Consider the following 26,594-nt stretch of genomic DNA (forward strand, 5'->3'; position numbering starts at 1 on the left):
GAGACACGGGCTGCGCCCCGGTCCACGATCCGAAGTGGACCGTGAACCGGGGCGCCGGGGGGGGGCGTCAGTTTCGCTGGAGGGCGTCGAGCTGGCGGTACAAGTGGCCGCAGAAGTCCTGCGTGACCGCGTCGGCGTGCCGGTCGATGAAAAAGTGTCCGCCGGAGTACTCGCGGTGCCCGAGGTGCTGCGGGCTGCGCGGCAGCCACGACTCGAACGCGTCGTCCTCCTCCTGCAGCGGGTCGTTGCGCCCGCCGTACGACACCAGGGGGCAGGGCACCGTCGCGCCCTCGTCGACCCGCTGCGCGGCCACCGACAGATCGGCCCGCAGCGCCGGCACGACCATCGCGAGCATCTCGGGGTTGTCGTAGATCTCGGCGGGGAAGGAGCCGAGCCGCTTGATCCAGACGACCAGCTCCTCCTGGGGCATGTTGATGTGTTCCTCGGTCGGGTTGAAGAAGCCCTTCGGCGCCCACCCCGACATGCCGACGACGAGAGGCACGGGCAGGCCGTCCCGTTCCATCTGCACGGCCAGCTGGTACGACAGCTGAGCACCCAGACAGTGGCCGAAGAACGCGAACGGCCGGTCGTCGAGCTCGTTGAGGACGGCCTCGTACAGCCCTTCCACGAGTGAGTTCCAGGCGGTGTACGCGACCTCCTCGCGGCGCTCCTGCCGGCCGGGCAGCGTCACGGCCTGCGCGGAGATGTCGTCCGGCAGCAGGTCGCTCCAGTCGCGGTAGATGATGGCCCCGCTACCCGCGTGCGGGAAGAGCAGCAGGCGGATCCGGGCCTCGGGGTCGGGCTCGGCCGGGTGGAACCACTGACCTGGCGTGGCCACCTTCCCGGCGAGAGAGATGGTCATTGTCGAGCTCCTTCACGGGTGGTTGCGGGGTTGGTGCGGACCGGCACGCGAGCGCGGCGCGGGTCAGGAGGCCTCGGCTTTGAGGCGGTCCCGGATGGCGCGGCGCAGCACCTTGCCGGCGGGGTTGCGCTCCAGGCTGGGAACGAAGTGGTACACGGAAGGGATCTTGTACGCGGCGAGCCGCTCGCGCAGGAAGAGCGTCAGCTCGCGGGGCGTGGGCCGCGCACCCTCGGCGAGCACGATGCAGCTGTGCACCACCTCGCCCCAGCGCTCGTCGGGGATGCCGACGACGGCGACGTCGGAGACGGCCGGGTGCTCAGCGAGCTGCATCTCCACCTCGGCCGGGTAGATGTTCTGGCCCGCCACGATGATGGTGTCGTTGATCCGGTCGCCGACGAACAGGTAGCCGTCCTCGTCGACGTACCCCATGTCACCCATCAGCAGCCAGCCGTCGACGATGGTCTTCTTGTTGGCCTCCGGCAGGTTCCAGTAGCCGAGCATCCGCGACGGCGTGCGGATGCAGACCTGGCCGATCTCGCCGGGCGGCAGCGGGTTGCCGTCCTTGTCGATGATCTTCAGCTCGTTTCCGGGGCAGATCCGTCCCGCCGAGCGCAGCCGTGGCCCGGGCTTGTGGTCCTCCGGTGGCAGGCACACCGCGACGCTCGCCGTCTCGGTGCTGGCGTAGATCTGCGCGAACTCGCAGCCGAAGACCTCCAGGCAGCGCAGCAGGAGGTTGGTGGGGATGGGCGCGCCGCCGTACGAGATCTTGCGCATCGAGGCGAACGTCTCGGGCGAGGCCTCCCGCTCGTCGAGCATCATCCGGAGCATCGCCGGGGCGGCGAACGTGATCGTGACGCCGTGCGCCTTGATCAGCCGTACCGCCTCCTGCGGCTCGAACATGCGCATCACGACGCTGGTCAGCCCGACGTTGAAGCCGAGGAAGAACCAGGCGATGCCGGCGGTGCCCAGGCCGGGCAGGGAGATCAGGCTGATGTCCTCGGGAAACCAGTCGATCCAGTCCACGCCCGCGTCCTTCATGATGGCGGGGAACGTGTAGAAGGCGCGGTGCGGCACGACGGCACCCTTGGGCAGGCCCGTGGTGCCGCTGGTGTAGATCTGCACCACCGCGTCGCCGGGCCCGGTGCCGGGGTCGAGGTCGGTCTCCGGCATCGAGGACCACCACTGCTTGACGCCGGCGCCGGGATCGTCGACACCCACCTGGTCGACCTGGACGAGGGTACGCAGGGCGGGCAGCTCAGCCCGCACCTGCTCGGCCACCGCCCGAAACTCGGCGTCCACGAACAGCAGCGCCGCCCCGGAGTCCATCAGGATGTGCTTGACCTCGCGCGCGGTCAGTCGCCAGTTGATGGGCACCAGCACCGCGCCCGCCTTGGCACAGCCGACGATGACGGTGTAGTAGTACTCGGACTCGCGGCCCAGGTAGGCCACTCGCGTGCCGCGGCCGACTCCCGCGGCGAGAAGCGCGTGCCCCGCCCGGTTGCTGGACCGGTGCACCCACTCGTAGTCCACCTTGCGCCCTTGACAGATGACTGCGGTGTGCTCGGCCCGATCGCGGGCGTGCGCGGCGGACGTCGCGACCAACGTCCACGATGGAGAGTCTTGCATCGTCTCCTCCATAGGTGACTGGTGCCGGATCAGCCGGATGCCTGCGGTCCGCGGGCGTCGTCCGCACCGGGTGCGAGCTGCCCGTCCAGAAACTCCGTGAGCTGCTGCGGCGAGGGGTGGTCGAACGTGAGCGAGGCGGGCAGCGGCAGCCGGAACGCGGACTCCAGGCGCGTCCTGACCTCCAGCGACATCAGCGAGTCCAGGCCGAGGGCCACAAACTTCGTGGTGCTGTCGATGCCGTCCGGGTCGTCGGCGTGCAGGGCGGCGGCGACGCTGGCCAGCACGAGCTTCTCGATGGCTTCCATCCGCTGCTGCTTGGGCTGGGCCATCAGCCCGCTCAGGTCCACACCGGACTCGCCGACGGTGCGCTCGCCCACGAGCCGCGAGTACAGCGCGTTGTCCAGCGGGCTTGTGGACACGTGCGCGTCCCAGTCCCACTGGCCGACGACCGGCTGCGACGGCGGCGCCGACAGCAGCCGCTCGAAGGTACGCAGCGCGCGAGCCGGGGAGAAGTACCGGATACCGCCGCGCTCCAGGCCTTGCGCGAGGTTGTCGTCCAGCCGGGCCGAGACGCCGACCCGGGACCACACGCCCCAGTTCATCGACAGCGCCGGCATCCCTTGCCGGGTGCGCCAGGCGACGAGGCTGTCCAGGAAGGCGAACGCGGCCGCGTAGTGGGACTGGGTCGCGCCGCCGATCACCGCGGAGATGGACGAGTACACCACGAAGAGCTCCAGCTCCGGGAAGTCCAGGCTCGCCTCGTGCAGCAGCCATCCGCCGTACGCCTGCGCCCGCAGTTGCTCCTCGATCGCTTCCCAGGTCAGGTTGGAGACCAGCGAGGTGCCCGCCACACCGGCGGCGTGCACGATGCCGCCCAGCGGTACCGCGCCGTTCCGGATGTCCGCCATGACCCGCGCGATGTCCGACGGGGAGCCGAGGTCGGCGCGGGCGAGCCGCACGTCGGCCCGCTCGCCGAGCCCGCGCAGCAGCTCGGCGTACTCGTCTCGCGGCTGGCCGCTGCGGCTGACCAGGACCAGGTGCCGGGCGCCGAGGTCGACGAGGCGTGCGGCGGTCACGAGGCCGAGACCGCCCAGGCCACCGGTGACCAGGTACACCCGGTCGGGCCGTATGGTCACCGGCGCCCGCTCGGTGCTCGGCGCTTCCACGGTCGAGATGACCGCTGGCGCGTGGGCCAGCGCCTCGCCGGCCTCGTCCAAGCTGTAGACCACGGTGGACAGCGGCGGCAGCTCGCCGCAGTCGAGCAGGTCCGCGATCCGGGGCATCAGCTCGCCGGCCTTCACCGGGTCCGCCGTGCGCTCGACCGCTACGTGGCGGCCGCCTTCGGCGAGGGGGCCGGGATCGGCCAGCTGGCCACCGTCGACCACGACGTCCGCGCCGTGCCCGCCGGTGAGCCGCCGCACCTCGCCGGGCAGGTCGGCGGCGTGCGGGTCGACAACGTGCCGTACGCCTGCCCGGGCCAGCCACGGCCGTGCCTCCGGCCCGGCCACGGCGATCACCTCGGCGCCCGCGCGGACCGCCAGCGCCGCCACCGCTTGGCCGGCACCGCCGCCCGCCCGGACCAGCACCCGCTCTCCGGCCGCCACCTTCGCACGCTCCACCAGAGCGACATGCGCGGCGACGTACGGCACCGGCTGCCCGGCCGCGGCGTCGAGCCCGACACCGACCGGCACCGCGGCCGCGGCGAAGGTGGGCACCGTGACGGTCTTCCGTACGGCGCCGACGTGATAGGCCATCACCTGGTCACCGGCGGCGAATGTGGCACCCTCGCCGGCGGCGACGACCGTGCCCGCGAAGCCCGAACCCGTGACGGGGGCGGCCTCGCCGGACTCGTCCTGCTCCACGGCCACGGCGTGTACCCGTATCTGGATCTGTCCCCGGGCCGGGGCGCCGTCCGCCGGCACCGGCGCCAGCTCCGGCTCGCCGGCGTCCTGGCGGCGCAGCTCGAACTCGCCGTCCCACGGCGGCGTGGACTCACCGGCGAGCAGCCGGCGCACGTACCGCTGGCCGTCGCGGTAGGCGACCTGGAACTCGCCGCTGTCCAGTGCCTGCCACTCCTCGGCCAGGACCGCGAGGTCGCCGCCGAGCGGGAGGTCGACAAGCGTCGTGCGGTACTTCGGGTTTTCGTTGAGCAGGGAGTGCGCGAAGCCCCAGAGCGTGGCGGCGCCGAGCTGCTCACCGGTCCCGGGGCGGTCTCCGGGCAGCCACTGGGCGGACTCGGTGACCAGCCACAGGCGCGCCGAAACGCCGGTACCGGCGGCCAGAAGCGTGCCCACGACGGCCAGCAGGTCGCGGTAGTTGGTCTCCCACTCCCGGTGCCAGCGCTCGACCGACGGCGGTCCTTCCGCCGGCTGCCAGAACCAGCACAGGTCGGTGACCGAGTTGTCGGCGAGCGCGACGGCCAGGCTGTTGTGACCGTCCGGGTAGGACAGTCGCAGTCCCGGTGTCGCGGTGAGGGCGGCCAGCCGGGCCCGGTCACCGCCGAGGACGACCACGTGGCGGGCGCGCCCGGCCGGGCCGGGTGTGGCACGCTGCCGCAGCCAGTTCAGGCGGTGCAGGAACGCCGGGCGCTTCTGCGGTGCGCCGGGCAGCACGAGGCGCACGTCCAGCAGCTCGGCGACCGGCGTGGCGCCGTCGAGCAGCAGGATGTCGGCGCGCCGCTGCTCGCTGGAGACGGCCTCGACGCGGGCCACCACGCGCAGGTGCTCGCCGCGTGGCTTGCGCAGCAGCCGCACGCTGCCGAACCGCTCCGGCGTGAACGCCGGGCTCTGCGTGTCCAGCGCGACGACGCTGTGCAGGGCGCACTCCAGGATCTCGACGGGAAGGTGCTCCACGGCGGTGCCGGTGCGGCCGGTGAGCGTCGCGGTCACCACGCCGTCCGGATGGCGGCTCGCCGACGTGACGAGGCGGTAGGCGCCCTCGTACCGGCGGTCCACTGAGGCCAGGTCGGTGTAGATGTCGTCGGCGTCCGCGACCTCCAGCACCGCACCCGGCTCGCTGGCGAGCGCGCGCAGGCGCTCGTCGACGCCAGCCGCGGATTCGTCGCCGGTGAGGGTCGCGGTGGCGTACCGCTGCAGGTCCGGCCCGGCCACCACCTCGACCTCGGCGCCGCCGTCCGGCAGGGGGCGCAGCCGGGTACGCACCTCGACGGTCGCCTCGGTGGACAGCGGCAGCGGTTCGTGCACGCGCAGGTCGCGGATCGCGGCGCGGGTGTCGCCGTACACGGCGTCGCGCAGCGCCAGCAACAGCTCGACGTAGGCGGCCGCGGGCAGCACCGGCTCGTCGCCGACGGCGTGCCCGTTGAGCGTCGCCGGCTGGTCGGCGGCGTAGTGCGCGACGAACTCGCGTACGCCGCCGTCGCGCGGCACGTCCTCGTGCACCTCCGGGCCGAGCAGCGGGTGGCTCGCCGCACTGGCGGGACTCGCCGTGCGGCTCTTGGCCGGCAGCCAGTACCGCTTGCGCTCGAAGGCGTACGTGGGAAGCGGCACCTTCGGGTGCTCCTGGTCGGCGTAGACCGCCGGCCAGGCGACGTTGACGCCGGCCGAGTAGAGCTCGGCGAGGCCGCGCAGGGCGTGGTCGCCGTCCGGCTGGCTGCGGCGCAGGCTGGCGATCCAGCGGTGGTCCCCGGCCGGAAGCGACAGCCTGGCCATCGCGGTCAGCGCCGTCGACGGCCCGATCTCGATGAAGGCGTGCCGCCCGCGCTGCTCGATCGCCTGCAGGCCGGCCATGAACAGCACGGGCTCGCCGATGTGCCGCACCCAGTACTCCGCCGTGCCGATCTCGGAGAACTTGGCCACCGCGCCGGTGAGGTTGGAGATCAGCGGGATGGCCGGCCGGCGGAACGTGATGCCGGCGATCGCCGACCGGAACCTGTCGAAGACCTCGACCATGAGAGGGGAGTGGAACGCGTGCGACACGGTCAGCCGCTCGACCTGGTGGCCGAGGTCGCGCACCTGGGAGATCAGCTCCACCAGCGGCGCCTCTGCGCCCGACACGACGGTCTGGTTGGGCGAGTTGACGGCCGCGAGGGCGAGCCCGGGGTGGGCGGCGAGCAGCGGCTCCACGGTGGCGACCGGCGCGCTGATCGCGGCCATGCCGCCGGGCGCCTGTACCGCCTGCATCAGCTGGGCCCGGTGCGCGACAAGCGTGACCGCGTCGGCGAGGCTGAACAGGCCGGCGATCGTGGCCGCGGTGACCTCACCGATGCTGTGGCCGATCAGCACGTTGGGCCGCACGCCCCAGGACATCCAGAGCTGGGCCAGCGCGTACTCGAGCGTGAAGAGCGCGGGCTGCGTGTACCCGGTCTGGTTCAGCAGCGTGGCGTCGGCGGCCTGGCCGTGCATGACCGCGCGCACCGACTCGGGCAGGTGCCGGGCGAACAGCCGGTCGCACTCGTCCACGTGCCGGCGGAACACCGGAAACTGGGCGTAGAGCCGGGCGCCCATCCCGGCGTACTGCGAGCCCTGGCCGGCGAACATGTAGGCGATCTTGCGTACGCCGGAGCCGGCCGCCGGGCGGTCCGCCGCCATGCCCGCGTCCAGCAGCTTGACGAGGTCGGCCCGGTCGGTGACGACGCCGGCGAGGCGGTGGGGCAGGTGTGCGCGGGTGAGCGCCGCGGTGAAGCAGAGCGAGGCGACGTCGATGTCGGGTTCCCGGTCGACGAAGGCCCGGTAGGTCTCGGCCTGGCGGCGCAGCCCGGCCGCGTTCTTGCCGGACAGCGTGAACACGCTGGGTACCGCCGGCCGCCGCGGCGGGGCGTCCGGCTCGGCCCGCTCCGGCGCCTGCTCCAGGACCGCGGCCGCGATCGTGCCGGCGAAACCGAAGCTGTTGACCAGTGCCCGCCGTACCGGCGCGTCCCACGGCCGGCACTCGGTCGGCACGCTCACCGGGTACGCGTCCCACGGGATGCGGCGCGAGGGCTCCTCGAAGTTCAGATGCGGGTAGATGGTGCCCGAGCGCAGCTGCAGCACCGACTTGATCACGCCGACGATGCCGGAGGCCGGCTCCATGTGCCCGACGTTGGTCTTGGCCGAACCCACGATCAGCGGGTGGTCCTTGGTGTGCGAGGCGGCGAAGACGTTGCTGATCGCACCGAGCTCGATCGGGTCGCCCAGCGGCGTACCGGTGCCGTGCGCCTCCACGTACTGGATGTCCGCCGGCTTGAGGCCCGCGTCGGCCAGCGCGTTGCGGAAGACCAGCTCCTGGGCCGGACCGTTCGGGACGGTGAGGCCGGCGCTGTCGCCGTCCTGCCCGATCGCGGTGCCGCGCACGACGGCGAGCACGTTGTCGCCGTCGCGTTCGGCGTCGGCGAGCCGCTTGAGCACCACCATGCCGCAGCCCTCGGCCCGCGCGTAGCCGTCCGCCGACTCGTCGAACGTCTTGCAGCGCCCGTCGGCGGCGAGCATCTGGCCGTGGGAGAACATGACCATGATGCGCGGGTGATGCAGCGCGTTGACCCCGCCGCACAGCGCGATGTCGCACTCGCGCAGGCGCAGCCCCTGCATCGCCATGTGCAGCGCGCTCAGCGAGGAGGAGCAGGCAGTGTCCACATTGACGCTCGGGCCGCGCCAGCCGAGGAAGTACGAGAGCCGGCCGGAGATCGGAAACATCGTGATGCCGGCGGCGAGGTGACCGTCGAGATCCTCGTACGCCAGGCTGTCCAGGGCCAGCGCGTAGTCGAACGACGTCGCTCCGATGTAGACACCGCCGTTGCCGCGGCGCAGCGGCGTCGGGTCCACGCCGGCGTGCTCCAGCGCCTGCCACGCCGTCTCCAGCACCATGCGCTGCTGGGGGTCGACGTAGGCCGCCTCCTTCGGCGAGATGTTGAAGAACGGCGCGTCGAAAAGGTCGATCCGGTCCAGGAAGCCGCCCGCCGACGGCGTGATCTTGCCCTTTTCCTCCGTGCCGTTCGCCTGGAACGCCGCTACATCCCAGCGGTCCTCAGGAATTGGCCGGATGCCGCTTCGCCCATCGCGCAGAAACTCGTCGAAGTCGTCCGCCGACTCGCTGCCACCCGGAAACTTCAGCCCGATGCCGATAATCGCGATCGGCTCGTGCAGATCAGTCCCGTACGCTGCCGATGCCTCGAACTCACGCGGCATGGATTGTCTCCTCATCGGCCGGTACCTCCGACAGCGCGTCGGTCAGGTAGTTCACCAGGTGCCCGACAGTGGGCTCGTTGAAGAGGACCGTCGCGTCGATCGTGACGTCGAGCAGGCTCTGCAGGTAATCCCTGGCGTCAGTGAGCGTCAGGGAGGTCATGCCCATGTCGAAATAGCTGCGGTCCACCGCGAAATCCTCATCGTCGGTCATCGACAAGACATTGCGCAGGTAGGCCAGGACGAGTTCCTCCAGCGCGTCTCGACGCTCCAATGAGGACATTTCGCGTAGGCGCTGGCTGATGGTCATGGGCTCATACAAACAGCCGATACTGACGACTCCCTGATTGAGCGCTGACGCGGGGGTGGGCGCGTCCGACCTTACGGTGGCCGGCGGCGCCGGTGGCGAGAGGTCTCAGGCCCCGGCCGACGCGGGCGCCTGCCCGTACAGCCAGGTCAACCGCGCGGAGCAGGCCGCCTCGGCGCCGTCTTCGATGTCGAGGTACGCGTCGTAGACGGCCTGCCAGAAACCGCGCGGGCGGGCGCGCGAGTCGGCCAGCACGAAACGCGCGCGAATGTGTGAGCCGACCGGCACCGGCGTGTCGAAACGCACGTTGTCGACGCGGCGGTTCAACGCCAACTCACACCCCTTCACGCAGACGACCTCCGCGAGCAGGGCGGGCAGCATCGACGCGATGAGAAAACCGTGCGCGATCGTTGTCCTGAATGGCCCTTGCGCGGCGCGCGCCGGGTCGACGTGAATCCATTGATGGTCCGCGGTCACCTCGGCGAACCGGTCGACCCTGGCCTGGGTGACCTGATGCCACGCGCTGGTGCCCAATGTTTGGCCGACGAACGGCGAGAGATGGTCGGGGCTCGGAAAGATCCTCATGGCATCGGCCCTCAACAGGTGACGGTGGAGGTTGCGCGGCGTTGGCCGCGAAACGAAATCCGAGTCTATGGCACGCGGTCGCCGGGACAAACGACTGTGATATGTGCGCAGCACCAAAGAAAATGCCAGCGAACGCCCTTTCCCTGCCTGTTTTTCGTGCGTCAGCGCCGTGTCAGTCGCGGGTCAGTGAGGGGGGCCAGAATCGGCGTGTCGCTCAGCGCGCAGGAATTGAGTGCCGAACCCCGGAGGCAAGATGGCACACCATGTCCAGCGGTCCGTCCGACGCGCCTTCGGGCACACGCCGGCCAGACTCGACATGGCTTCCGCATGTCTACGCTGATCGAGGATTTGTCGGAGTTTCTCGGTGGTCTCGACCTTGCCGACGTGCCATCGCGCGTCGTCGATCTCGTGACCAGCCAGATCCTCTCGCAGCTCGCGACGATCCGGATCGGCATGCGAAACACCTACGGCCGGCAGCTCATCGAGGCGTTCGGCCCGCCGCTGCAGTCGGACGTCCAGCGCTCGGCGTGCGTGCTCGGCGCCATCGGGTCCTGGCTCAACCTCGAGGACACCTGCTTCGTCGGCCACCTGTCCAGCTCCGCGGTCGGTGTGCCGCTCGCCTACGCGTACGCCCGGCGGCTCGGTGGACCGGAGCTGATCACCGGGGTGCTGGCCGCCAACGAGTGCGCCGCCCGGCTGAGCGCCGCCGCGACGCTGGGCCCGTTCCGTGGCCAGACCGCCATGCACACGCACCTGGCCGGAGCGGTGGCCGGCCGGCTGCGGTGCGAGCGGGCGCCGCTGGAGCAGTGGAGCAACGCGCTGGGCATCGCCTTCACGATGGCGCCGTGGGCGTTGAACCACGGCTTCATGACCAGCGACGCGCGCGTGCTGCACGCGTTCAACCCGATCCGGTCGGCGATGGACTCGTGCGACGCGGCCGCGGTCGGGCTTACCGGACCAGCGGACATCCTGGAGCACCCGGGCGGCTTCCTCGACCAGTTCGCCACGGTGCCGCTGCCGGAGTCGGTCACCGCGGGGCTTGGCGAGCGCTGGCACACCGACACGCTGTCGTTCAAGCTGCATCCCGGCGGGCCGGGCATCGACACCGCGGTCGACTGCGCGATCGAGCTGCACGACGCCGTGGCCGAGCGGGGCGTCGACGACATCGCCGAGGTGACCGTGCGGGCCTCGCTCTACACGACGCTGGCCGACCGCACCGCCGCCGCGTACGTCGACGGGCCCGCCACACCGATGGGCGCGCTGCTGCTGCGGACCGAGTATTCGGTCGCGACGGCTCTGATGACCGGCGGCCTGCGGCCGGACGACTTCCTGCCGCCGGCCGTCGGCCGGCACGAGCGGTGGCGGCTGGCCGCGAAGATCAAGCTGGACCACGACGAGGTCATGACCCGCGAGCTGTTCTCCGGCGACGCGCCCTTCGGCGAGGCGATCCGGCAGGCGGGCAGCCGCGCCGACCCGTGGCTGCGGTCGGTCGGCGGCGACGAGCTGGTACAGCTGCTCGACGTGCCGGCCCCACCGCGCAAGTCGTTCACCAACGCCACCAAGCGCACCCCCGCGCGGGTGACCGTCAAGTTTCGCGACGGCACCGTCGTCTCCCGCGGGCGGCTGATCCCGGTCGGCGCGGCCGGGTCCGAGCGGTACGCCACGCACTACGAGCTGACCCGGGAGAAGTTCCTGGCGGCCGGCGGGCCACCGGACGTCGCCGACGCGGTGGCCGAGCTGTGCGACATCGGCCCGGCGGCGATGGGTTCGCTGATCCGCCAGGCCCTGTTCGGCTGACGTTGCTGGTTGACAGACCGTAGGGAGCGAGGATGAGCGTGCGCATCGGAGTCCAACTGCCGACCCGGGAGATGGCGATCACCGGCGACAGCTCGGTACCGCCGCTGCTGGAGTTCGCGCGCGAGGCGGAGCGGCTCGGCTTCGACTCGGTGTGGACCGGCGACTCGCTGACCGCGCGGCCGCGGCTGGACCCGATCGTCGTACTGTCGGCGGTCAGCGCCGTGACCGAGCGGATCACCATCGGTACGGCCGCGCTCACCGCCGCGCTGCGGCATCCGTTGATCGGCGCGAACATGCTCGCCAGCCTCGACCACGCCAGCGGCGGACGGCTGCGGGTGGGCCTCGGTTCGGGCTTCCCGATCCCCGAGTCGGTCGAGGAGTTCGCCGCCGTGGGACTGCCGTTCGAGGCGCGCGCGGCCCGGCTCGACGAGATCGTGCGGCTGTGGCGGGAGACCTGGCGCGACGGTACGCACCGGGCGGCCGCCTTCGACGGCAGGTTCTGGCAGATCAAGGGCATCGACCGGCTGCTGCCACCGGCCACGCCCGGCGGTCCCCGGCTCTGGCTGGCCAGCAGCGACACGCCCCGCGTGCTGAAGCGGGTCGCCGCGCTGTACGACGGGTGGCTGCCCTTCGTGCCCAGCGCCGAGCAGTACGAGCGCGCCTGGCGCCGGATCGGCGAGCTGGCCGGTGAGCGCGGCCGGCCGCTGGAGTCGATCACACCGGGCCTCTACGCGACCGTCCACGTCAACCCCGACCCGGCGCGTGCGGAAGCCGAGCTCGAGCGCTACGTGCAGGGCTACTACGCGCGCTCCCTCGAGTTCATGACCTCCATCCAGGCGTACCACGGCGGCAGCGCGGCCGACTGCGCCCGCTGGCTGGCCGGCTACGTCGAGGCCGGCGCCCGCCACATCGTGCTGCGCATCGGCGCGATGCGGCCGGTGACCCAGCTGGAGCGGGCCGCCGAGGTGCGCGAGCTCGTGCTGGCCGGCCGCTAGAATCCGGCTCGACCGCGCCGCGAGACTCGGAGGACCCGCATGGCGGCAGACCGCCAGGGTGACATCGACAAGCTGATCGCCCTGATGCCTTATGGTCTGGCGCTCGGCATCCGCCTGCGGGAGGCCACCGCGGAGGTGGTCCGGGGGAGCCTGGACTGGTCCGCGGAGCGCTGCACGACCGGCGGCGTGCTGCACGGCGGGGCGCTGATGAGCCTGGCCGACGCCACCGGCGGCATCAGTGCGTACCTGAACCTGCCGGGGGGCGCCAGCACCACGACGGTGGAGTCGAAGACCAACTTCTTCCGCGCCGTGCGCGCCGGCGCGGTCCACGCGACGAGCCGGCCGTTGCACGCCGGCAGGTCCTTCATCGTGGTGCAGACCGACCTGGTCGACGACGAGGACCGGCGGGTGTCGCTGACCCTACAGACGCAGGCGGTGCTGCGACCCACGGCATGAGAACACCGGGGCGGCGGGACAGCCCGCCGCCCCGGTTCCGGTGGGTCAGCGCCTGGACCCGAGCACCACCTCGGGGCGGGCGGGGACGGGGGCCGGATCGGACTGTGCCTGCACCTCGGCCAGATCCCGGTACCGCTCGGGCCGGGCGGTGCGCATCCACCTGGCGTAGACCAAGCCGGCGACGGCGGCGATCACGTAGAGCCAGGGCATGTAGTTGATGACCGCCAGGCTTGTGCCGGTCAGCAGCGAGTAGTTGAGGCTGAGCAGCACCGTCGCGGCGATCAGCCCGGCCGCGCCGAGCGCCGGAGCGAGCGTGGTGCGCCACCAGTGCCGGTCGGGATGCCGGCGGAAGTACGCGATGACGGAGATGGCCGCGCATCCCTGCAGCAGCACGATGCCGAGCGTGCCCAGGCCGATCATGCTGGATGCCAGCGCGACGTACGGGTCCAGGCCGCCGATCGCGAACACCACGATGACGGCCATGGAGATGGTGATCTGCACCAGGCTGGCGCGGTGCGGCGACCGGTGTCTGCTGTGGACGCCGCCGAGCCAGCCGGGCAGCACCCGCTCGCGGCCCAGGACGTAGACGTACCGGTTGGTCGCGTTGTGCAGGGCGAGCATGCACGCGAAGAGGCTGGTGCAGAGCAGCACCTGCATGATCGTGGTGGCCGCGCCGCCGATGTGCCGGTCGCTGAGCACGAAGAACAGGTCACCCAGCTGCTCGCCGGCCACCTCGCGCACCCGGTCCGCGCCGACGCCGCCGACCGCCACCAGGCTCGTGAGCGTGTAGAAGAGCGAGATGACCACCACCGCGATGTACGTGGCCCGAGGCACGCTCCGCGTCGGGTCGTGTGCCTCCTCGCCGTACAGCGCGGCGGACTCGAAGCCGATGAACGAGGCGAACGCGAACATCATCGCCACCGCCGCCCCGCTGCCGAACGCCACGCCCGGGCTGAACGACGTCGTCGCCGGCAGCGCCGACAGGCCGTCGTGCGCGACCACCGCGATGTCGAGCGCCACCAGGATCCCGACCTCGCCGACGATGAGCAGCGCCAGTACCCGCGCGCTGAGATCGACCTGGCGGTAGCCGAGCACCGCGACGACGAGGCCGCCGGCGGCGGCCCACACGACCCAGTGCACGTCCAGGCCGTGCGAGCGCGCGATCGACTGGGTGAAGTAGCCGAACGCGCCGAGTACGCCGATGGTGATGGCGTTGTAGGCGATGGCGGCGATGAGGCCGCCGGCGACGGCCACCGGCTTGCCGAGGCCGCTGGACAGGTACGTGTAGAAGCCGCCGGCGTTGACGATGCGCCGGCTCATCGCGGCGTATCCGACCGAGAAGCACAGCAGCGTCAGCCCTGCGAACGCGAACATCGCCGGTACGCCCGCGCCGTTGCCGATGACGAACGCGAGCGGCACGGTGGCGACCATGGCCCCGAGGGGCGTGGCCGCCGCGACGATCAGAAAGACGATCTTGCCGGTGGACAGCGACGGCTTCAGGTGGGTGGCGGCCGCGGTCGGGTTGGTGGCCATCAGATTCTCGCCACTCGGCTTTCGATCAGGTCGATGATGGCGTCCAGCCGCTGCGCCTCGAGCAGCTCGTCGTCGGTGACCTTCGGCCCCCACTCGTGCTCGACGGCCATCGCCAGCTCGACCACGTCCAGGGAGTCCAGACCCAGGTCATCCAGCGTGGCGTCCGGTGTTATCCGGTCCACCTCCACCTGGTACTTGCTGGCGATGAGGCTCTTCAATGGTTCGAACATGGTCAACCTTCCTGGGTTTCGATCGATGTGCGGGTCGCGTCAGCGGCTCGGCAGGGCGGTGACGTGAGGCCAGACCAGCGTCGTCGCGCCCCAGGCGAGGCCCCCGCCGAACGCGGCGACGAGCACCCGGTGTCCGGGCTCCAGCCGTCCGTCCGCCGCGGACTCGGTGAGCAGCAGGGGTACCGAGGCGGCCGCGGTGTTGCCGACCTCCGCGATGTTGCCGAGCACGCGGGCGGGCTCGATGCCCAGCCGCTCCGCCACCGCGGCGGCGATCCTGGCGTTGGCCTGGTGCGGTACGAAGCGGTCGACGTCGCCGGGCTCCCAACCGGCCAGCTCCAGCGACTCCAGGGCCGCCGCCGTCATCCGCTCCACCGCGTGCCGGTACACGTCGCCGCCGCGCATCTGGAAGTAGTGCTCCGCCGGCGCGGCGGGTACCCCGGACGAGCGCTGGCGGGACCCGCCGGCCGGAATGTTGATCAGCTCGCTGTGCTCGCCGTCGCTGCCCAGCACGCAGCGCCCGATGGCGCCGGGCTCGTCCGCGCGCCCGGCGCGCAGCACCAGCGCCGCGGCACCGTCACCGAAGATGGCCCGGGTGGTCCGGTCGGCGGGGTCGAGGATCGTCGAGTACGTCTCGGCGCCGATCAGCAGCACCCGGGTCGCGGCGCCGGAGGCGACCAGCCCGGCGGAGACGGCCACGCCGTAAAGGAAGCCGGCGCAAACCGCCGAGACGTCGAACGCCGCGCGGCCGGTCAGGCCCAGCCTGGCGGCCACCTCCGGCGCGGTCGCCGGGCAGAGCCGGTCCGGGGTGGTCGTGGCCAAAACCACCGCGTCGACCATGTCGTCGTCGGCCGCCTTCATGGCCAGCATGCCCGCCTCGACCGCCAGGTCGCTGGTGCTCACGCCCCGCTCCACCCAGCGGCGCGTCGCGATGCCGGTGCGGCTGCGGATCCACTCGTCGGAGGTGTCCAGATGGGCGGCCAGGTCGTCGTTGGTGACGATCCGGGGAGGCAGGTACGAGCCCAGCCCGGCCACCACGGCGTGCGTGCCCGCCCGCGCCGCGCTCATGGCTCCTGCCTGGTCAGCATCAGCGGCAGCGCCTCCGGGATGCCCATGTACGAAAGGCGCACCTTGGCCATCTCGTCGGTCCACTGCTCGGCGGTGTCGTAGCGCCCCTCGGGGGTGGTGTCCAGAAGCCGCACGCCGGGCCACGCCTCGTAGTCGGCGATCAGGTGCGCGTGCTCGTGCATCCCGGCCTGGAAGAGCTCCTCGCGCTCCAGCACGTACTTGCGGTCCGGGATCCCGTCCCACAGCTGCCGGCCCCGGGTCAGGATGTCCAGCAGGCGCGGGCGGTAGCCGGGCTCGCGGATCAGGCGCTCGCGGACGATCGAGCTGCCGACGGACAGGTGCCGGATCTCGTCGATCGACGCGCCGCGGGCGATCGCGCCGGCCGCCGGGTCCAGCACGTTCCACTTCCGCTCGCTCAGCTCTGCCGCCGGAGCCAGCACACCCTCGATGACGATGGTGAACACCGCGACGCCGCCGATGAAGTCGTCCTCGTCGCGGACCGCGCTCAGCGCGAAGTCGAGGATCGGGTCGACCACGTCACGGCGGTAGTCGGCGGAGATCTCGGCGATGGTGGCGTGCAGGGTGTCGGCCGGTACGCCCATCTCCAGCAGGTGGCCGCGGAACACCATCGAATGCCGCGCCTCGTCCAGCAGCTGGGTGGCGTAGAACTCCATGTCCGGCACCGTCGGCGCGTTGGCCACGTAGTAGGACAGCACCCGGGTGGCCTGCTCCTCGGCGACCGACCGGTAGGCCAGCTCCATCACCAGCGCGTCGCGCAGCGGGCCGGGCTGGCGCATGTGCTCCGGCGTGCCCTCGTGCTCGGCGTGGCCGGTGGCGGCCCGGCCGGCCAGGGTGCCCTGTGCGACGTTGCGCAGCCAGTAGCTCAGGTCGCACTGGCTCGCCGTGAGGTTGAGGTTCATCGCGCCGTCGAGCAGTCCGGGAGCGGTGTCCCAGTCCGTCTCCGCGTTCGTGGGTGTGGTCATTCGACGTCCCTTCGAAGGTCAGTCCAGCGTCGTGGTGCAAGGGCTGGTGCCGGCCCGCCCACGGATCACGTCGCGCAGCTCGGCGCCGTGCAGGGCCCCGGCGAAACTCAGCAGCGGGCCGCCGACCCCGACGGTGCCGTCGACCACCTCGCCGAGCAGCAGCTCGTGGTCGCCGGCGCCGACGTGGCCGTGGACTCGACAGATCAGTACGGACAGTGCGCTGCGCAGCAGCGGCAGGCCGGTGGCGGGGTCCGGCTCCCAGTCGATGAGCGCGAACTGCTTGTGCCCGGCCGGGCGGGCCGGATTGGCGAACCAGTCGGCGATCAGCGACTGCCGCTCCGACAGCACGTTGACCGCGAACTGGCCGCTGGCCACCGCCAGCCTGGTGAGCGTGGAGCCGGTACGCAGCCCGGCGGCCACGATGAGCGGGCCGCGGGAGACAAGGCTCGCCGCGCTGACGGTGGCACCGTGCACGGTGTCCTCGTGCGCCGCGGTCAGCAGGGTCACCCCGGTGGTCAGGCGCGCCGCCGCCGCCTGCAGTGCGCGGCGGCGGGCGTTCTGCTTGGTGCTCGGCCTTTGGTCGACGGTCATCGAGTCGCACCCGCGCCGGTGGCCACCGGCTGCTCGGACGCGGCCGGGGCACCGCCACCGGTGAGCTTCTGGATGAACTGCTGGAACGCGGGGTTCGGCACCGGCTCGAAGGGCAGCTTGAACGACTTGAGGAAGTTGCCGAAGATGCCCCGGTCGGCGAACAGGTGCAGCGGCAGCACCAGCAGAGTCCAATCTGGACCGTAGACGAGCGTCCAGACCACGGCCACCGCGCCCTGCGTCACCATGCTGTGCATGATGTTGTAGGCGACGTAGTAGCCCTTGCTGATGTGCCCGGTCTTACTGCGCCGGAAGGCGATCGCGCCGGGGATGTACCCGATCAGGTCGATGTAGACGAACAGCAGGATCGCCGGGATCCACCTGATCTCGCCGATGTGCATGATGAACAGCACCAGGGCGACGAGGAGCCCGAAGAGGTACTCCGCGCGGTGCAGGCGGTAGGTGTTGGGGGTTTCGAACTGGTTGGCCATGTCCATGGTGGACCACCTCTAGTTGGAATTCCTGGCGCCGGCCATGCCCGCGCCATCGGTTACGGGTACGAGCTCCAGGTCACCGCCGAGCCGGACCTTTTCGTGCAGGCCGACGATCGCCCACGCCACCGTCTCCTTGATGACCCGCTCGGCGATCGGGTCCAGGATTCCGGCGAGGCTGTCGATGCCGAAGTCGAAGTCACACTCGAAGTGCAGGACGCAGTCGTCGCCGTCCTGCTCGAACGTCCAGAAGCCACCGAACTCGTCGAAGTCGCCGTCGGTCTGCTCGAACTCGACGCGCAGCTCCTCCTTGAGGTAGCGCTCCGTCTCCGACCAGGTCAGCAGCCCGCTGCGGAACAGCAGCTCCCAGCTTGACGACCCGGTCGGGTTGGGGCGTGACTCGTAGACGGTGGTCGACTGCACGTGCGGCGACAGCTCGGGGTACAGCCGGAACTGCAGCACGTTCTCGAAGACTGTCTCGGCGCGCTCGCCGAAGATCACGGCGTCCAGGATGACCTTGCGCATGTCACTTGCCCCCTTCCCGGACGCGGGCCTGGTGCTCGACAAGGTCGCGGGTGGCCCGGTCGAAGGCCTCGAGCAGGAAGTTGACGTCGCCGTCGGTGAGGATCGCCGGTGGCGTGAACCGGGCCACCGAGCTGCCGTTCATCGAGTGGTTGGCCACCACACCGTGGTTGAACAGCTCCATGAGCATCTCGCCGGCCATGCCCGCCTCGTGGAACTCGACGCCGATCATCAGGCCCTGGCCGCGGACCTCGGCCACCAGCTCGTCGCAGTTCTCCTTGGCGATGCGGGTGATCTCCGGCAGCAGCTTGGCGCCGAGGCTCGCCGCCTTCGAGATCAAGCGGTCCTCCTTGACCGCCGCGATCGCGCCCTGCACGGCCGCCATCAGGATGGGCGCGCCGGTGAACGTGCCGGTGTGCAGGTAAGGGTCCTTGTCGAACGGGGCGAAGACCTCGCGGCTGGCCAGCGCGGCCGAGACCGGCATGACACCGCCACCCAGCGCCTTGCCGGTGAGCAGGACGTCAGGGGTGATGCCGTACAGGTCGGCGCCCCACCACTCGCCCAGCCGTCCCATCCCGGTCTGTACCTCGTCCAGGATCAGGAAGCCGTTGTACTTGCGGCACAGCGCCTCGACTGCCGGAAGGTAGCCCGGAGGCGGCAGGTGCACGCCTCCCTCGCCCTGCACCGGTTCCAGGATCACGCAGACCTCGCCCGGGTGCGCGGCCAGCTCCGGCTCCAACGCCTGCAGGTCGCCGAAGGGCACGTGGGTGACGTCGGGCAGCAGCGGCCGGAACGGCTTCTGGTACACCGCTTTGCCGGTCACCGACAGCGCGCCGAGCGTCTTGCCGTGGTAGCCCATCTGGGTCGAGACGAGGCGGCGCTTGCCGTGTGCCCGCGCCAGCTTGAGGCCGGTCTCCACCGCCTCGGCGCCGGAGACCGCGAAGTGGATGCGGTTGAGGTAGGCCGGCACGACCGAGGCGAGCGCCTCCGCCGCGCGCCCGACGGTGGGCTCGAGCAGGATGCGGGTCGAGATCGGGTGCAGCTCGAGCTGGCGCCGCACCGCCTCCATCACGATCGGGTGGCGGGCGCCGGCGATGAACACCCCGTACCCGCCGCAGTTGAGGTACTTCCTGCCCTCGGCGGTCTCCAGCCACGCGCCGGACGAGGCGACTTCCATGCGGCTGCCGAACATTTCGGCGACCGTCGCGCGGCCCTTGCTCAGATGCTTGCGGTACAGGCCGAGGATCTGGTTTTCGGCCGACTCCTTCTGGTCGATGCCCAAGGAGAGGGTCACGGTTGTCCTCCTTGCGAAGCCGTGCAAGTGGTTTGGACGTGGGTCAGGACAGCACGAGCGGCCCGCCGGCGAAGTAGTCGACGAGCGCCTCCGCTGTGCTGGTACGCGACGGCGGGTGGTAGGCCAGCGGGTGCACCGCCGCGGCCAGGTAGGCGATCTCGCCGGAGGAGATGAACGCGATGCCGCCCAGCAGCTCGACCGCCATCTCGGTAGCGGCGGCAAGCGCCTTCTGTACCGCGAACCGGGTGACCAGGACGGCCGCCACCGCGTCGTCGCCGGCGATGCCGTCGCGGACGGCCCGGGCCGTCCCCTCGGTCAGCGACACGGCGGACTCCAGCTGCACGCACATCGCCGCCCGGTCGCTGATGCTGCCCCGCGAGCGTTCGAGCACCCGGGTCACCAGCTCGCTGGCGGCGCCCACGTACGCGGAGGTGACGAGCAGCTCGAACCAGATGAACGCCGCGACCTGCAGGTCGTCCAGCCGGCCCGGGTCCTCCGGCGTGGCCCGGATGATCAGGCGGTCCGGCACGTGCACGTTGACCAGGCGCACCTCGTCGCTCTGCGCGGCCGCCAGGATGTTGCTCGACCAGAACGGCCGGATCGAGATGCCGGGGGAGTCCGAGGGGATCAGCAGGATGGCCAGCGCCTGCGCACCGTCCTCTGTGGGCAGTATCGCGCTCGCGGTCAGCAGGTCCATCGAGGCGGACATGCTGCACGGCTTCTTGGCGCCGTTGACCACGAACCCGTCGTTCGTCGGCACGGCCACCACGCTGGGATTGAGGATGTTCTGCTCGGTCTTGCCCTCGGCCCATCCCGAGGCGAGCAGCAGCCCGTCGGGCGCGATCCGGGACAGCAGCTCCACCTGCGACTCGGTGGGCTTCCCGACCCGGTCGGCGAGGGCGAAGAGCATGGCCGCGGTGAAGTTGTGCATGGTCGCCGCCGCGCCCAGCGACGGCGAGTACGAGCCGATCGCGCGGGTCACCCGCACGGCTTCGAGGGGGTCGGCGCCGCAGCCTCCGTACTTGGCCGGTACCAGCAACGAGGCGCCCTGGTGGGTGCGGAAGGCCTCGACGACCGAACTTCCCTTGGCCTCGCGCTCCAGCAGGGGGATCTCGCCGAGGCTCTTGTTGAGCCCGGGGTGGTACCGCTCGCAGGTCTCGCGCGCGATGTCCAACGAACGCATCGCAGTCCTTTCCGTCGTGGTCCGGTCAGAGATCGAGCATCGCGACGCGGGGTGAGACACCCTCGCTGATGCTCACGCCCTGCAGGTGGGAGGCCTTGAGGATCGGGTAGTTCGCCTCGCCGAAGGCGCCGCTGGTCAGGCCCGTGCCGCCGTGCGTCGGCAGGTAGGGCAGGAAACCGATGTGCGAGTCGTTGACTTTCAACATCCCGCCGTTGCGCACGTGCCGGACGAACTCGTCGACCACGGCCGGCGACCGGGACCACAGCGAGTTCCGCAGCCCGTACGCGTTGGCGTTGACGAAGTCGATGACCTGGTCCAGCAGCACGTCGTCGGGGGTCGGTTCGGGTACCACCACGGGCAGCAGCGGGAAGAACGTCTCCTCGCGGACCATGTCGAAACGCTCGCGGGCGTCCAGGAGACCGTCGGTGCGTACCGCCGTCGCCTGCAGGAACTGGCCGGCCTGCGACGGGCTGCCGTCGAGCTCGACCCGGTGCCCGCCTGCGATGAGCTGGCCGCCGGCTTCCAGGGCCTGGCGCAGCAGCGCGAAGAACCGCTCGCTGCGCCGCACCGGCGACAGCAGCACGCTCTCGTCGTCGGGGTAGCCGGGCCGGACAGCCTCGGTGGCTACGCGCAGCCGCTCGATCAGCTCGTCCGCGATGTCCGGGTGCACGATCACGTAGTTGGGCACCATGCAGATCTGTCCGGAGCCGAAGAAGCTCTCGGTGATGGCCTGCACGGCGTTGGGGATGTCGGCGTCCTTCCAGACCACCACGCCGTCGTTGCCGGCCAGTTCGAGGATGGGCTTCTTGCCGCGCTTCAGGCACTCCTGCTCGAAGCGCAGCCCTTCGGGGCTGCCGCCGGAGTAGAGGATGTCGTTCATCGCGGGGTGCTCGAGCCAGCGGTCGAGTGTCTGCTGTGGACGACCGCAGATCACGTTGAGCGTGCCGGGCGGCGCGCCCATCTCCTCCAGCAGCGGCGCCGCGAGGCCGCGCAGGATGTAGAGGGTGCTCAGCGCGATGCTGCGCGGCGCGCGTACGACCACGGCGTTGCCGGCCATCAGGATCGGTATGGCCAGGCCGGAGTTGGGCAGCGGCGCGTTCTGCGGAGGGTGGATCCCGACGACCCCGTCCGCCTGCCGCCGGATGATCAGCCGCCGCCCGCCGTGCGTGTACTCGGCGTGCATCTGCGACTCGTAGTACGAGATGCTCTCCGGGCTCAGGCCCTGCAGCAGGCAGGTCAGCTCCCAGCGGGCCAGCGTGATCGGGTGCGCCTCGGCGACCAGGATCTCCAGGATGGTCTCCCGGTGTGCGATCAGCTGCTCGCGAAAGCGGGCGCCGAACTCCAGCCGCTGGGCCAGTGGAAACGCCGCCCACTCCCGGACCGCGCCGGCGGCCGCCTCGGTCGCCAGGTCGATCTCGTCGTCACCGACGACCGCGCACCGGCCGACCACGTACGGGTGCTGGGCGGCGGGGGAGGCCGGGTCGGGGTCCCGTTCAAGGGCCCGCTTGAGGCGGACGCTTGTGAAGACGTCCTCCAGCAGCGACTTCGCGCTGACCGTGTATACCCAGCCGACTCCCTCTACGTCTTTTCCTCCGATATACAGGGAATAGCTGAGCAATGGTTTGGTGCGGGCCGGTGGACTCTCGGATGCACGGGTGCTCGTAATCCCAGTCACCGTCACGTCAGTTCTCCCGGGGGATTCCGATTTCCTGTTGATTCAGCGTGGACGCTAATAGGGATTCCTGACCGCCGACTGACTGAAGGCTGACCACGTCGATGGCGAGCTGACAATTCGCTGACGTCGAGCTGATATGGGGATTCGGCTCGTCATGGCACAGTCGGGAGCTTGCGGAGGGCCGCGTAGCCGTGTGACGATTGTCGATGCCGGTTGTCGAAGATCAACATGGGATTAGGTGACCTATGATTACGGCAGTCGAGACCACTGAGTACGTACGAAACACCATCATGGAGTACGCGTCAGCAGACAACCCGAGCTCATTTCTAGCAATGAGCCAGGGCAACTCGTACTTTATTTCGCCAGGGCGAAAAGGCGTCATCGTGTACCGCGCGACAGGCCGGTACTTCGTACAGTTCGGGGGCCCGTTCGCACCTGAGGAGTCGTACCGCGAGCTGCTCGCGGAGTTCGTGGCGTTCGCCAAGGAGCAGGAGCGCGAGATCGTCGCCGTCCAGCTGCAGCGCGCGGACGCGCTCACGTACGCCGACTGCGGGTTCAGCGTCAGCCAGATCGGCGCCTCCTACGCGGTCGACCTGGAGACGTTCACGCTCGCGGGCACCAGGTTCATGCAGCTGCGCAACAAGATCTCCCGCGCGCTGCGCAACGGCCTGACCATCATCGAGGCCGACTACGACGAGTGGCAGGCTTCCGTCGAAGAGATCGACCGGCTTTGGCTGCCGCTCAAGGGCGAGGGAAAGCGACAGCTCGAATTCCTTGTCGGACAATGCGGTGGGCCGGCGCAGCGATACCGCCGGCTCTTCATCGGGCTCGTCGACGGCAAGATGGCGGGCTACATCCTCTACTCGCCGGTGTACGGCAGCCGGCCCGGCTGGATGCACGACCTGAGCCGGCGCCGCCCCGACCTCTCTCCGGGTGTCATGGAAGCCATCAACAAGGCCGCCATCGACAAGTTTCAGGAAGAGGGCGTCCGCTGGCTGCATTTCGGCTTCACCCCGTTTACCGGGCTCGACGAGAAACTGGAACTGCCCGGCAGCAGCCCGGCTTTCCGCTGGTTCATGAGCTTCCTGTGGGAGCACGGCGAAGCGGTGTACCCGGCCGCCACCCAGCTCGACTACAAGCGGAAGTGGAACCAGAGCATCGTCCTGCCGGAGTACGCGGCGTTTCAGGGCCCGGCCAGCATTCCCGCCTTCGTACACATCTTCCGCGCCTGTAACGCGCTCTGACAGGAGGCAACCGATGACCGAGACCCTCGCGCCCGCGACGACCGAAGAGCTGCAGCAGCGCATCGTGGAGCTCTTCGGCGAGGTGTGCGCCAAGCCCGACGACGCCGACGTGGCCGCGGCCGCCGACGAGGCGCTGCGCAAGCTCGACGAGATCCTCGAAGCACAGGGCACGCCGGCGTAGCCCGTGGGTTTGCGGCGCGGTCAGGCGACCAGGTCCTGCTGGTCGGGCCGGCGCCGCAGCTCGCGCAGGACCCCGTGCCGCTTCAAGGCCCACACCAGGCGGCGGGCGTGCCGGTGCCGCACCAGCAGCACCACGGCCTGCCGGATCAGTGCCCAGCGCCGGCCCCGGAACTGGTCCTCTGTCACCTGCCAGATCACCGCGCGCACGGGTGCGGATTCGAGCACGGCGCGGATCTCGACGCGTACAGCGGGGTCGTCCAATGCGGACCGGATCGACCGCGCCAAACCCGGGCGGTCGGCGAGGCTCTCGGTGATCCCGTCCACGAGGCCCTGCCGGACGTCGTCCGCCTCGACCAGCAGCAGCGTCGCCCGCCGGATCTCCGCCGTGTCCATCGCCGAGCGCAGCAGCTGCATCGCGCGCAGCTCGACCTCGTGGTCGTGGCCCTCGACCGCAAGCGCCGCCAGCAGGGCGGTCACCTCGTCAAGGTCGATCAGGTGCTGTAGCCCGGACCGGAACTGCGGCCGGTCCCAGGCGAACAGCAGCGCCTTTACGAAGTTGCGGTCCATGCCCGCCGGTACCCGTTTACCGGACCACCCGAAACGGGACCGCCCCACCAGGTTGGCGTTGCGCCTGAGCTCGTTACGGATTCGGATGCTTGATCGTGACGTCGCCGGCCGAGAATCGCCGTGTGCCGCCCCCTCTTCCCTTTGCCCGGATGCTCCTCGTGGCTCAGGCCCTGATCCTCTCGCTCATCACCGTGTTGACGCTGCCGGGCTGTTCCTGGCCGATCCGGAGCTGCGTCCGCTCTGGCTGGGCCTTCTGCTGGGCGCGGGCCCGGTCGGGTTGCTCATCCTCGCGGTCGGCTCCGCGGTCCGGTTGGGCGCGGCGCGCCGGTGGAGCTGGATGGTCGCCGTCGCGGTGCAACTGCTGGCGACGGCGGGGTACGCGTCTGTGATGGTCGCGGCGGCGACAGCCGACGCGCGTGAGGGCATGCTCTCGTTCGCGGCGATGGTCATCGGAACGCCGCTGGTCCTTATCTCGGCGACCGGACTCACCCTGCTCCTGGTGCCGCGGTCCGCGAGGCATTGCGTCGGCCCCGTACCGAGCACATCCGGTGGAGTGGTCGGCTGACGCGGTCAGAGCCAGCGGGCCAGATAGGCCGGCAGCCCGGGATCGGCCAGCTCAGCGGTGCGGAAGCCGACATGGCCGTCCGGGCGGACCAGCAGTAGGGCGGTGTCGGTGGTGGTCAGGCCGAGGCGGCGCAGGGCCTGCCCGCTCGGGTCGTGCAGGACGCCCGGGTCGGGTTGGGCGGTGAGCCGGTGCACGACCAGCACCCCTCGTACCGGCCCGTGAGCTCCACCAGGGCCGCCGGTGGCGGGCTGGCACCGCAGACGATCAGATGCCAGGCTGGCGCGGCGACCGCGGCGTGCAGCGTGGTCCGTTCGCCGTTGTGCAGCACGGCGGTGTCGGGCAGCCGGTCTCCCGGTCGCGGGCCACGCCGCCACGACCGGGCGTTATCGGTCGACAGTGGACTGTTGCGGTAGCGGATGCCCAACTGGGCGGCGTTGCGGAACACGAACGCGCGTGCCCGCTTGGCCCTCGCGGCCAGCGGGACAAGCAGGGCGGGCACGCGGGCGCGGGCCGCGCGCACCAGGGGCGTGGTGGAGGTGGCGGCGGTGAACGCCCGGTCGGTAAACCGCAACACCGTCCGGCCCACCGGAAGCCGCTCGGTCTCGTAGGTGTCCAGCAGCCGAGGTGTGGCGCCGCGCAGGGTGTGTGCGAGCTTCCAGGCAAGGTTGACCGCGTCCTGGATACCGGTGTTCATGCCCTGTGCTCCGGCCGGGCTGTGGATGTGCGCGGCGTCGCCGGCCAGGAACGCCCGGCCGCTCCGGTAGGCGGTAGCGGCGCGCAGGTGTATGCGAAAGTCGGTCATCCACACCGGATCCCGCAGCCGCACACCACCGCCGGTGTACTCGTCGGCCAGGTCCTGCACCGCCGGCAGGTCGACCGGCCGGCCATCGTCCACTTCGGCGGGCGGGCGGATGGCCAGCAGCCGCCAGGTCGCCGGCGAACCCAGGGGGAAGAAGAAAAGCGGGCCGCGGTCGCCGATGAACACGTGTGCCGCCCCAGGCTCGATCCCGTCGGCGTCCACATCGGCCAGCACGAACGTCTGCGGGTAGGTGCCGCCCTCGAACCCGATCCCGGCCAGCCGGCGGACGCTGCTGTGCGCGCCGTCGCACCCCACCACGTACCGCGCGGCGACCACCTCGGCTCGGCCGTCACCGTGCGACAGCTCGCAGCTGACCCCGTCGCCGTCCTGGGTGAGCGCGGTCAGCTCGACCTGCCGCTCCACCACCACCCCGGCGGCGGCCAGGTGCTCGGTCAGGATCCGCTCCGTCTCGGCCTGGGACAGAAACAGCAGGTACGGGTACGCGGTGTCGGCCAGGCCGAAATCGAACATCGGCAGGCTCAACGCCCGTCCCCGCACGTGCAGCACCAGCCGCACCATCCGGTTTCCCGCCGCCACCAGGCGCTCGGTCACTCCGAGGCCGGCCAGCACCTCCAGGGTTCGGGGCTGGATCGCCAGCGCGCGCGACTCGTGTACCCGATCCGCGGCCCGGTCGACAAGCCGCACCCGCACCCCGAACGCGGTCAGCTGCGCGGCCAGCGCCAGCCCGGTCGGACCGGCACCGACGACCAACACCTGCGCCGGGTCGCCTGGCTCCATCACCACACCGTACGCCCGCGGGCGCGGGGAAAAGAGTGGACGGGACGATGCGCGGGCTTGTAGCTTGCAGCTGACCGCGACACCGCCTGAGGAGGTGAGACCCATGAACGTTGTATCGATGTGGGTGCTCCCA

24 protein-coding genes are annotated in these 26,594 nt (G+C 70.8%); 6 read left to right on the forward strand and 18 right to left on the reverse strand.

Annotated features, from left to right (window positions below; all coding sequences use genetic code 11):
• Positions 1-67: 67 nt before the first annotated feature.
• The 5 genes from Phou_RS27115 to Phou_RS27135 all read right to left on the reverse strand — a co-directional run bounded on the left by Phou_RS27115 (position 68) and on the right by Phou_RS27135 (position 9,496).
• The gene (locus Phou_RS27115) at positions 68-862 is read right to left on the reverse strand and encodes a thioesterase II family protein (protein ID WP_173060590.1); all 795 of its coding nucleotides are present in this window, start codon (positions 860-862) and stop codon (positions 68-70) included.
• Between the two features lie 63 nt (positions 863-925).
• Positions 926-2,488, reverse strand: coding sequence for a long-chain-fatty-acid--CoA ligase (locus Phou_RS27120; RefSeq protein ID WP_173060593.1), 1,563 nt, complete (start codon positions 2,486-2,488; stop codon positions 926-928).
• Between the two features lie 29 nt (positions 2,489-2,517).
• Positions 2,518-8,607, reverse strand: a complete 6,090-nt coding sequence (locus Phou_RS27125; RefSeq protein WP_173060596.1) for a type I polyketide synthase — start codon at positions 8,605-8,607, stop codon at positions 2,518-2,520.
• Positions 8,597-8,914 carry an acyl carrier protein gene (locus Phou_RS27130; RefSeq protein ID WP_173060599.1) on the reverse strand — a complete coding sequence of 106 codons (318 nt, stop codon included), beginning with the start codon at positions 8,912-8,914 and terminating at the stop codon, positions 8,597-8,599. The genes Phou_RS27125 and Phou_RS27130 overlap by 11 nt, the downstream gene beginning before the upstream one ends.
• A gap of 105 nt (positions 8,915-9,019) precedes the next feature.
• Positions 9,020-9,496 (reverse strand): MaoC family dehydratase, encoded by a 477-nt coding sequence (locus Phou_RS27135; protein WP_173060602.1) that lies wholly within the window; start codon positions 9,494-9,496, stop codon positions 9,020-9,022.
• A 327-nt stretch (positions 9,497-9,823) separates the two neighbouring features.
• Here Phou_RS27135 and Phou_RS27140 point away from each other — a divergent pair, with 327 nt between their 5' ends.
• From Phou_RS27140 to Phou_RS27150, 3 genes are read left to right on the forward strand one after another with little or no spacing between them, the layout of a single operon-like run.
• Complete coding sequence (locus tag Phou_RS27140; RefSeq protein WP_173060605.1) at positions 9,824-11,293, forward strand: MmgE/PrpD family protein; 1,470 nt, start codon at positions 9,824-9,826, stop codon at positions 11,291-11,293.
• Positions 11,294-11,325: 32 nt separating this feature from the next.
• Positions 11,326-12,288, forward strand: coding sequence for an LLM class flavin-dependent oxidoreductase (locus Phou_RS27145; protein WP_173060608.1), 963 nt, complete (start codon positions 11,326-11,328; stop codon positions 12,286-12,288).
• Positions 12,289-12,327: 39 nt separating this feature from the next.
• Positions 12,328-12,744 (forward strand): PaaI family thioesterase, encoded by a 417-nt coding sequence (locus Phou_RS27150; RefSeq protein WP_246273888.1) that lies wholly within the window; start codon positions 12,328-12,330, stop codon positions 12,742-12,744.
• Between the two features lie 45 nt (positions 12,745-12,789).
• On the opposite strand, the gene Phou_RS27155 is transcribed toward Phou_RS27150, so the two are convergent.
• From Phou_RS27155 to Phou_RS27200, 10 genes are read right to left on the reverse strand one after another with little or no spacing between them, the layout of a single operon-like run.
• Positions 12,790-14,277, reverse strand: a complete 1,488-nt coding sequence (locus tag Phou_RS27155; RefSeq protein ID WP_173060612.1) for an APC family permease — start codon at positions 14,275-14,277, stop codon at positions 12,790-12,792.
• A complete protein-coding gene (locus Phou_RS27160) occupies positions 14,277-14,507 on the reverse strand; it encodes a phosphopantetheine-binding protein (protein WP_173060615.1) in 231 nt (76 codons plus the stop codon). The genes Phou_RS27155 and Phou_RS27160 overlap by 1 nt, the downstream gene beginning before the upstream one ends.
• A 39-nt stretch (positions 14,508-14,546) precedes the next feature.
• Positions 14,547-15,572, reverse strand: a complete 1,026-nt coding sequence (locus tag Phou_RS27165) for a beta-ketoacyl-ACP synthase III (protein ID WP_173060618.1) — start codon at positions 15,570-15,572, stop codon at positions 14,547-14,549.
• Positions 15,569-16,555: a VlmB-like protein gene (locus Phou_RS27170; RefSeq protein WP_173060621.1), complete on the reverse strand. Its 987-nt coding sequence runs from the start codon at positions 16,553-16,555 to the stop codon at positions 15,569-15,571. Before Phou_RS27170 ends, Phou_RS27165 begins: the two co-directional genes overlap by 4 nt.
• 18 nt (positions 16,556-16,573) lie before the next feature.
• Positions 16,574-17,146, reverse strand: a complete 573-nt coding sequence (locus Phou_RS27175; protein ID WP_173060624.1) for a flavin reductase family protein — start codon at positions 17,144-17,146, stop codon at positions 16,574-16,576.
• Positions 17,143-17,640: a hypothetical protein gene (locus Phou_RS27180; RefSeq protein ID WP_173060627.1), complete on the reverse strand. Its 498-nt coding sequence runs from the start codon at positions 17,638-17,640 to the stop codon at positions 17,143-17,145. Before Phou_RS27180 ends, Phou_RS27175 begins: the two co-directional genes overlap by 4 nt.
• Positions 17,641-17,652: 12 nt before the next feature.
• Complete coding sequence (locus tag Phou_RS27185; protein ID WP_173060630.1) at positions 17,653-18,159, reverse strand: type II toxin-antitoxin system RatA family toxin; 507 nt, start codon at positions 18,157-18,159, stop codon at positions 17,653-17,655.
• A 1-nt stretch (position 18,160) separates the two neighbouring features.
• Entirely contained in the window at positions 18,161-19,450 is a 1,290-nt protein-coding gene (locus tag Phou_RS27190) for an aspartate aminotransferase family protein (protein ID WP_246273889.1), read from the reverse strand.
• A gap of 43 nt (positions 19,451-19,493) precedes the next feature.
• Positions 19,494-20,633, reverse strand: coding sequence for an acyl-CoA dehydrogenase family protein (locus Phou_RS27195; RefSeq protein ID WP_173060633.1), 1,140 nt, complete (start codon positions 20,631-20,633; stop codon positions 19,494-19,496).
• Positions 20,634-20,658: 25 nt separating this feature from the next.
• Positions 20,659-22,251 carry an aldehyde dehydrogenase family protein gene (locus tag Phou_RS27200; RefSeq protein ID WP_173060636.1) on the reverse strand — a complete coding sequence of 531 codons (1,593 nt, stop codon included), beginning with the start codon at positions 22,249-22,251 and terminating at the stop codon, positions 20,659-20,661.
• A 347-nt stretch (positions 22,252-22,598) separates the two neighbouring features.
• Between Phou_RS27200 and Phou_RS27205 the strand changes: the two genes are divergently transcribed.
• Both Phou_RS27205 and Phou_RS27210 read left to right on the forward strand, forming a co-directional pair.
• Positions 22,599-23,552: a bifunctional lysylphosphatidylglycerol flippase/synthetase MprF gene (locus Phou_RS27205; protein WP_281365121.1), complete on the forward strand. Its 954-nt coding sequence runs from the start codon at positions 22,599-22,601 to the stop codon at positions 23,550-23,552.
• Positions 23,553-23,565: 13 nt separating this feature from the next.
• Complete coding sequence (locus Phou_RS27210) at positions 23,566-23,733, forward strand: hypothetical protein (protein WP_173060641.1); 168 nt, start codon at positions 23,566-23,568, stop codon at positions 23,731-23,733.
• 20 nt (positions 23,734-23,753) lie between these two features.
• On the opposite strand, the gene Phou_RS27215 is transcribed toward Phou_RS27210, so the two are convergent.
• Positions 23,754-24,299: a hypothetical protein gene (locus tag Phou_RS27215; RefSeq protein ID WP_173060644.1), complete on the reverse strand. Its 546-nt coding sequence runs from the start codon at positions 24,297-24,299 to the stop codon at positions 23,754-23,756.
• Positions 24,300-24,636: 337 nt separating this feature from the next.
• Between Phou_RS27215 and Phou_RS27220 the strand changes: the two genes are divergently transcribed.
• On the forward strand, positions 24,637-24,864 hold the full coding sequence (locus Phou_RS27220) for a hypothetical protein (RefSeq protein WP_173060647.1): 228 nt from the start codon (positions 24,637-24,639) through the stop codon (positions 24,862-24,864).
• Positions 24,865-24,869: 5 nt separating this feature from the next.
• Here Phou_RS27220 and Phou_RS27225 read toward each other — a convergent pair whose 3' ends face one another.
• Both Phou_RS27225 and Phou_RS27230 read right to left on the reverse strand, forming a co-directional pair.
• Entirely contained in the window at positions 24,870-25,058 is a 189-nt protein-coding gene (locus Phou_RS27225; protein ID WP_173060650.1) for an aromatic-ring hydroxylase C-terminal domain-containing protein, read from the reverse strand.
• Complete coding sequence (locus tag Phou_RS27230) at positions 24,980-26,461, reverse strand: FAD-dependent monooxygenase (RefSeq protein ID WP_173060653.1); 1,482 nt, start codon at positions 26,459-26,461, stop codon at positions 24,980-24,982. The genes Phou_RS27225 and Phou_RS27230 overlap by 79 nt, the downstream gene beginning before the upstream one ends.
• Between the last annotated feature and the right edge of the window lie 133 nt (positions 26,462-26,594).

This window comes from Phytohabitans houttuyneae (assembly GCF_011764425.1).
In the GTDB taxonomy this organism is placed as follows: domain Bacteria; phylum Actinomycetota; class Actinomycetes; order Mycobacteriales; family Micromonosporaceae; genus Phytohabitans; species Phytohabitans houttuyneae.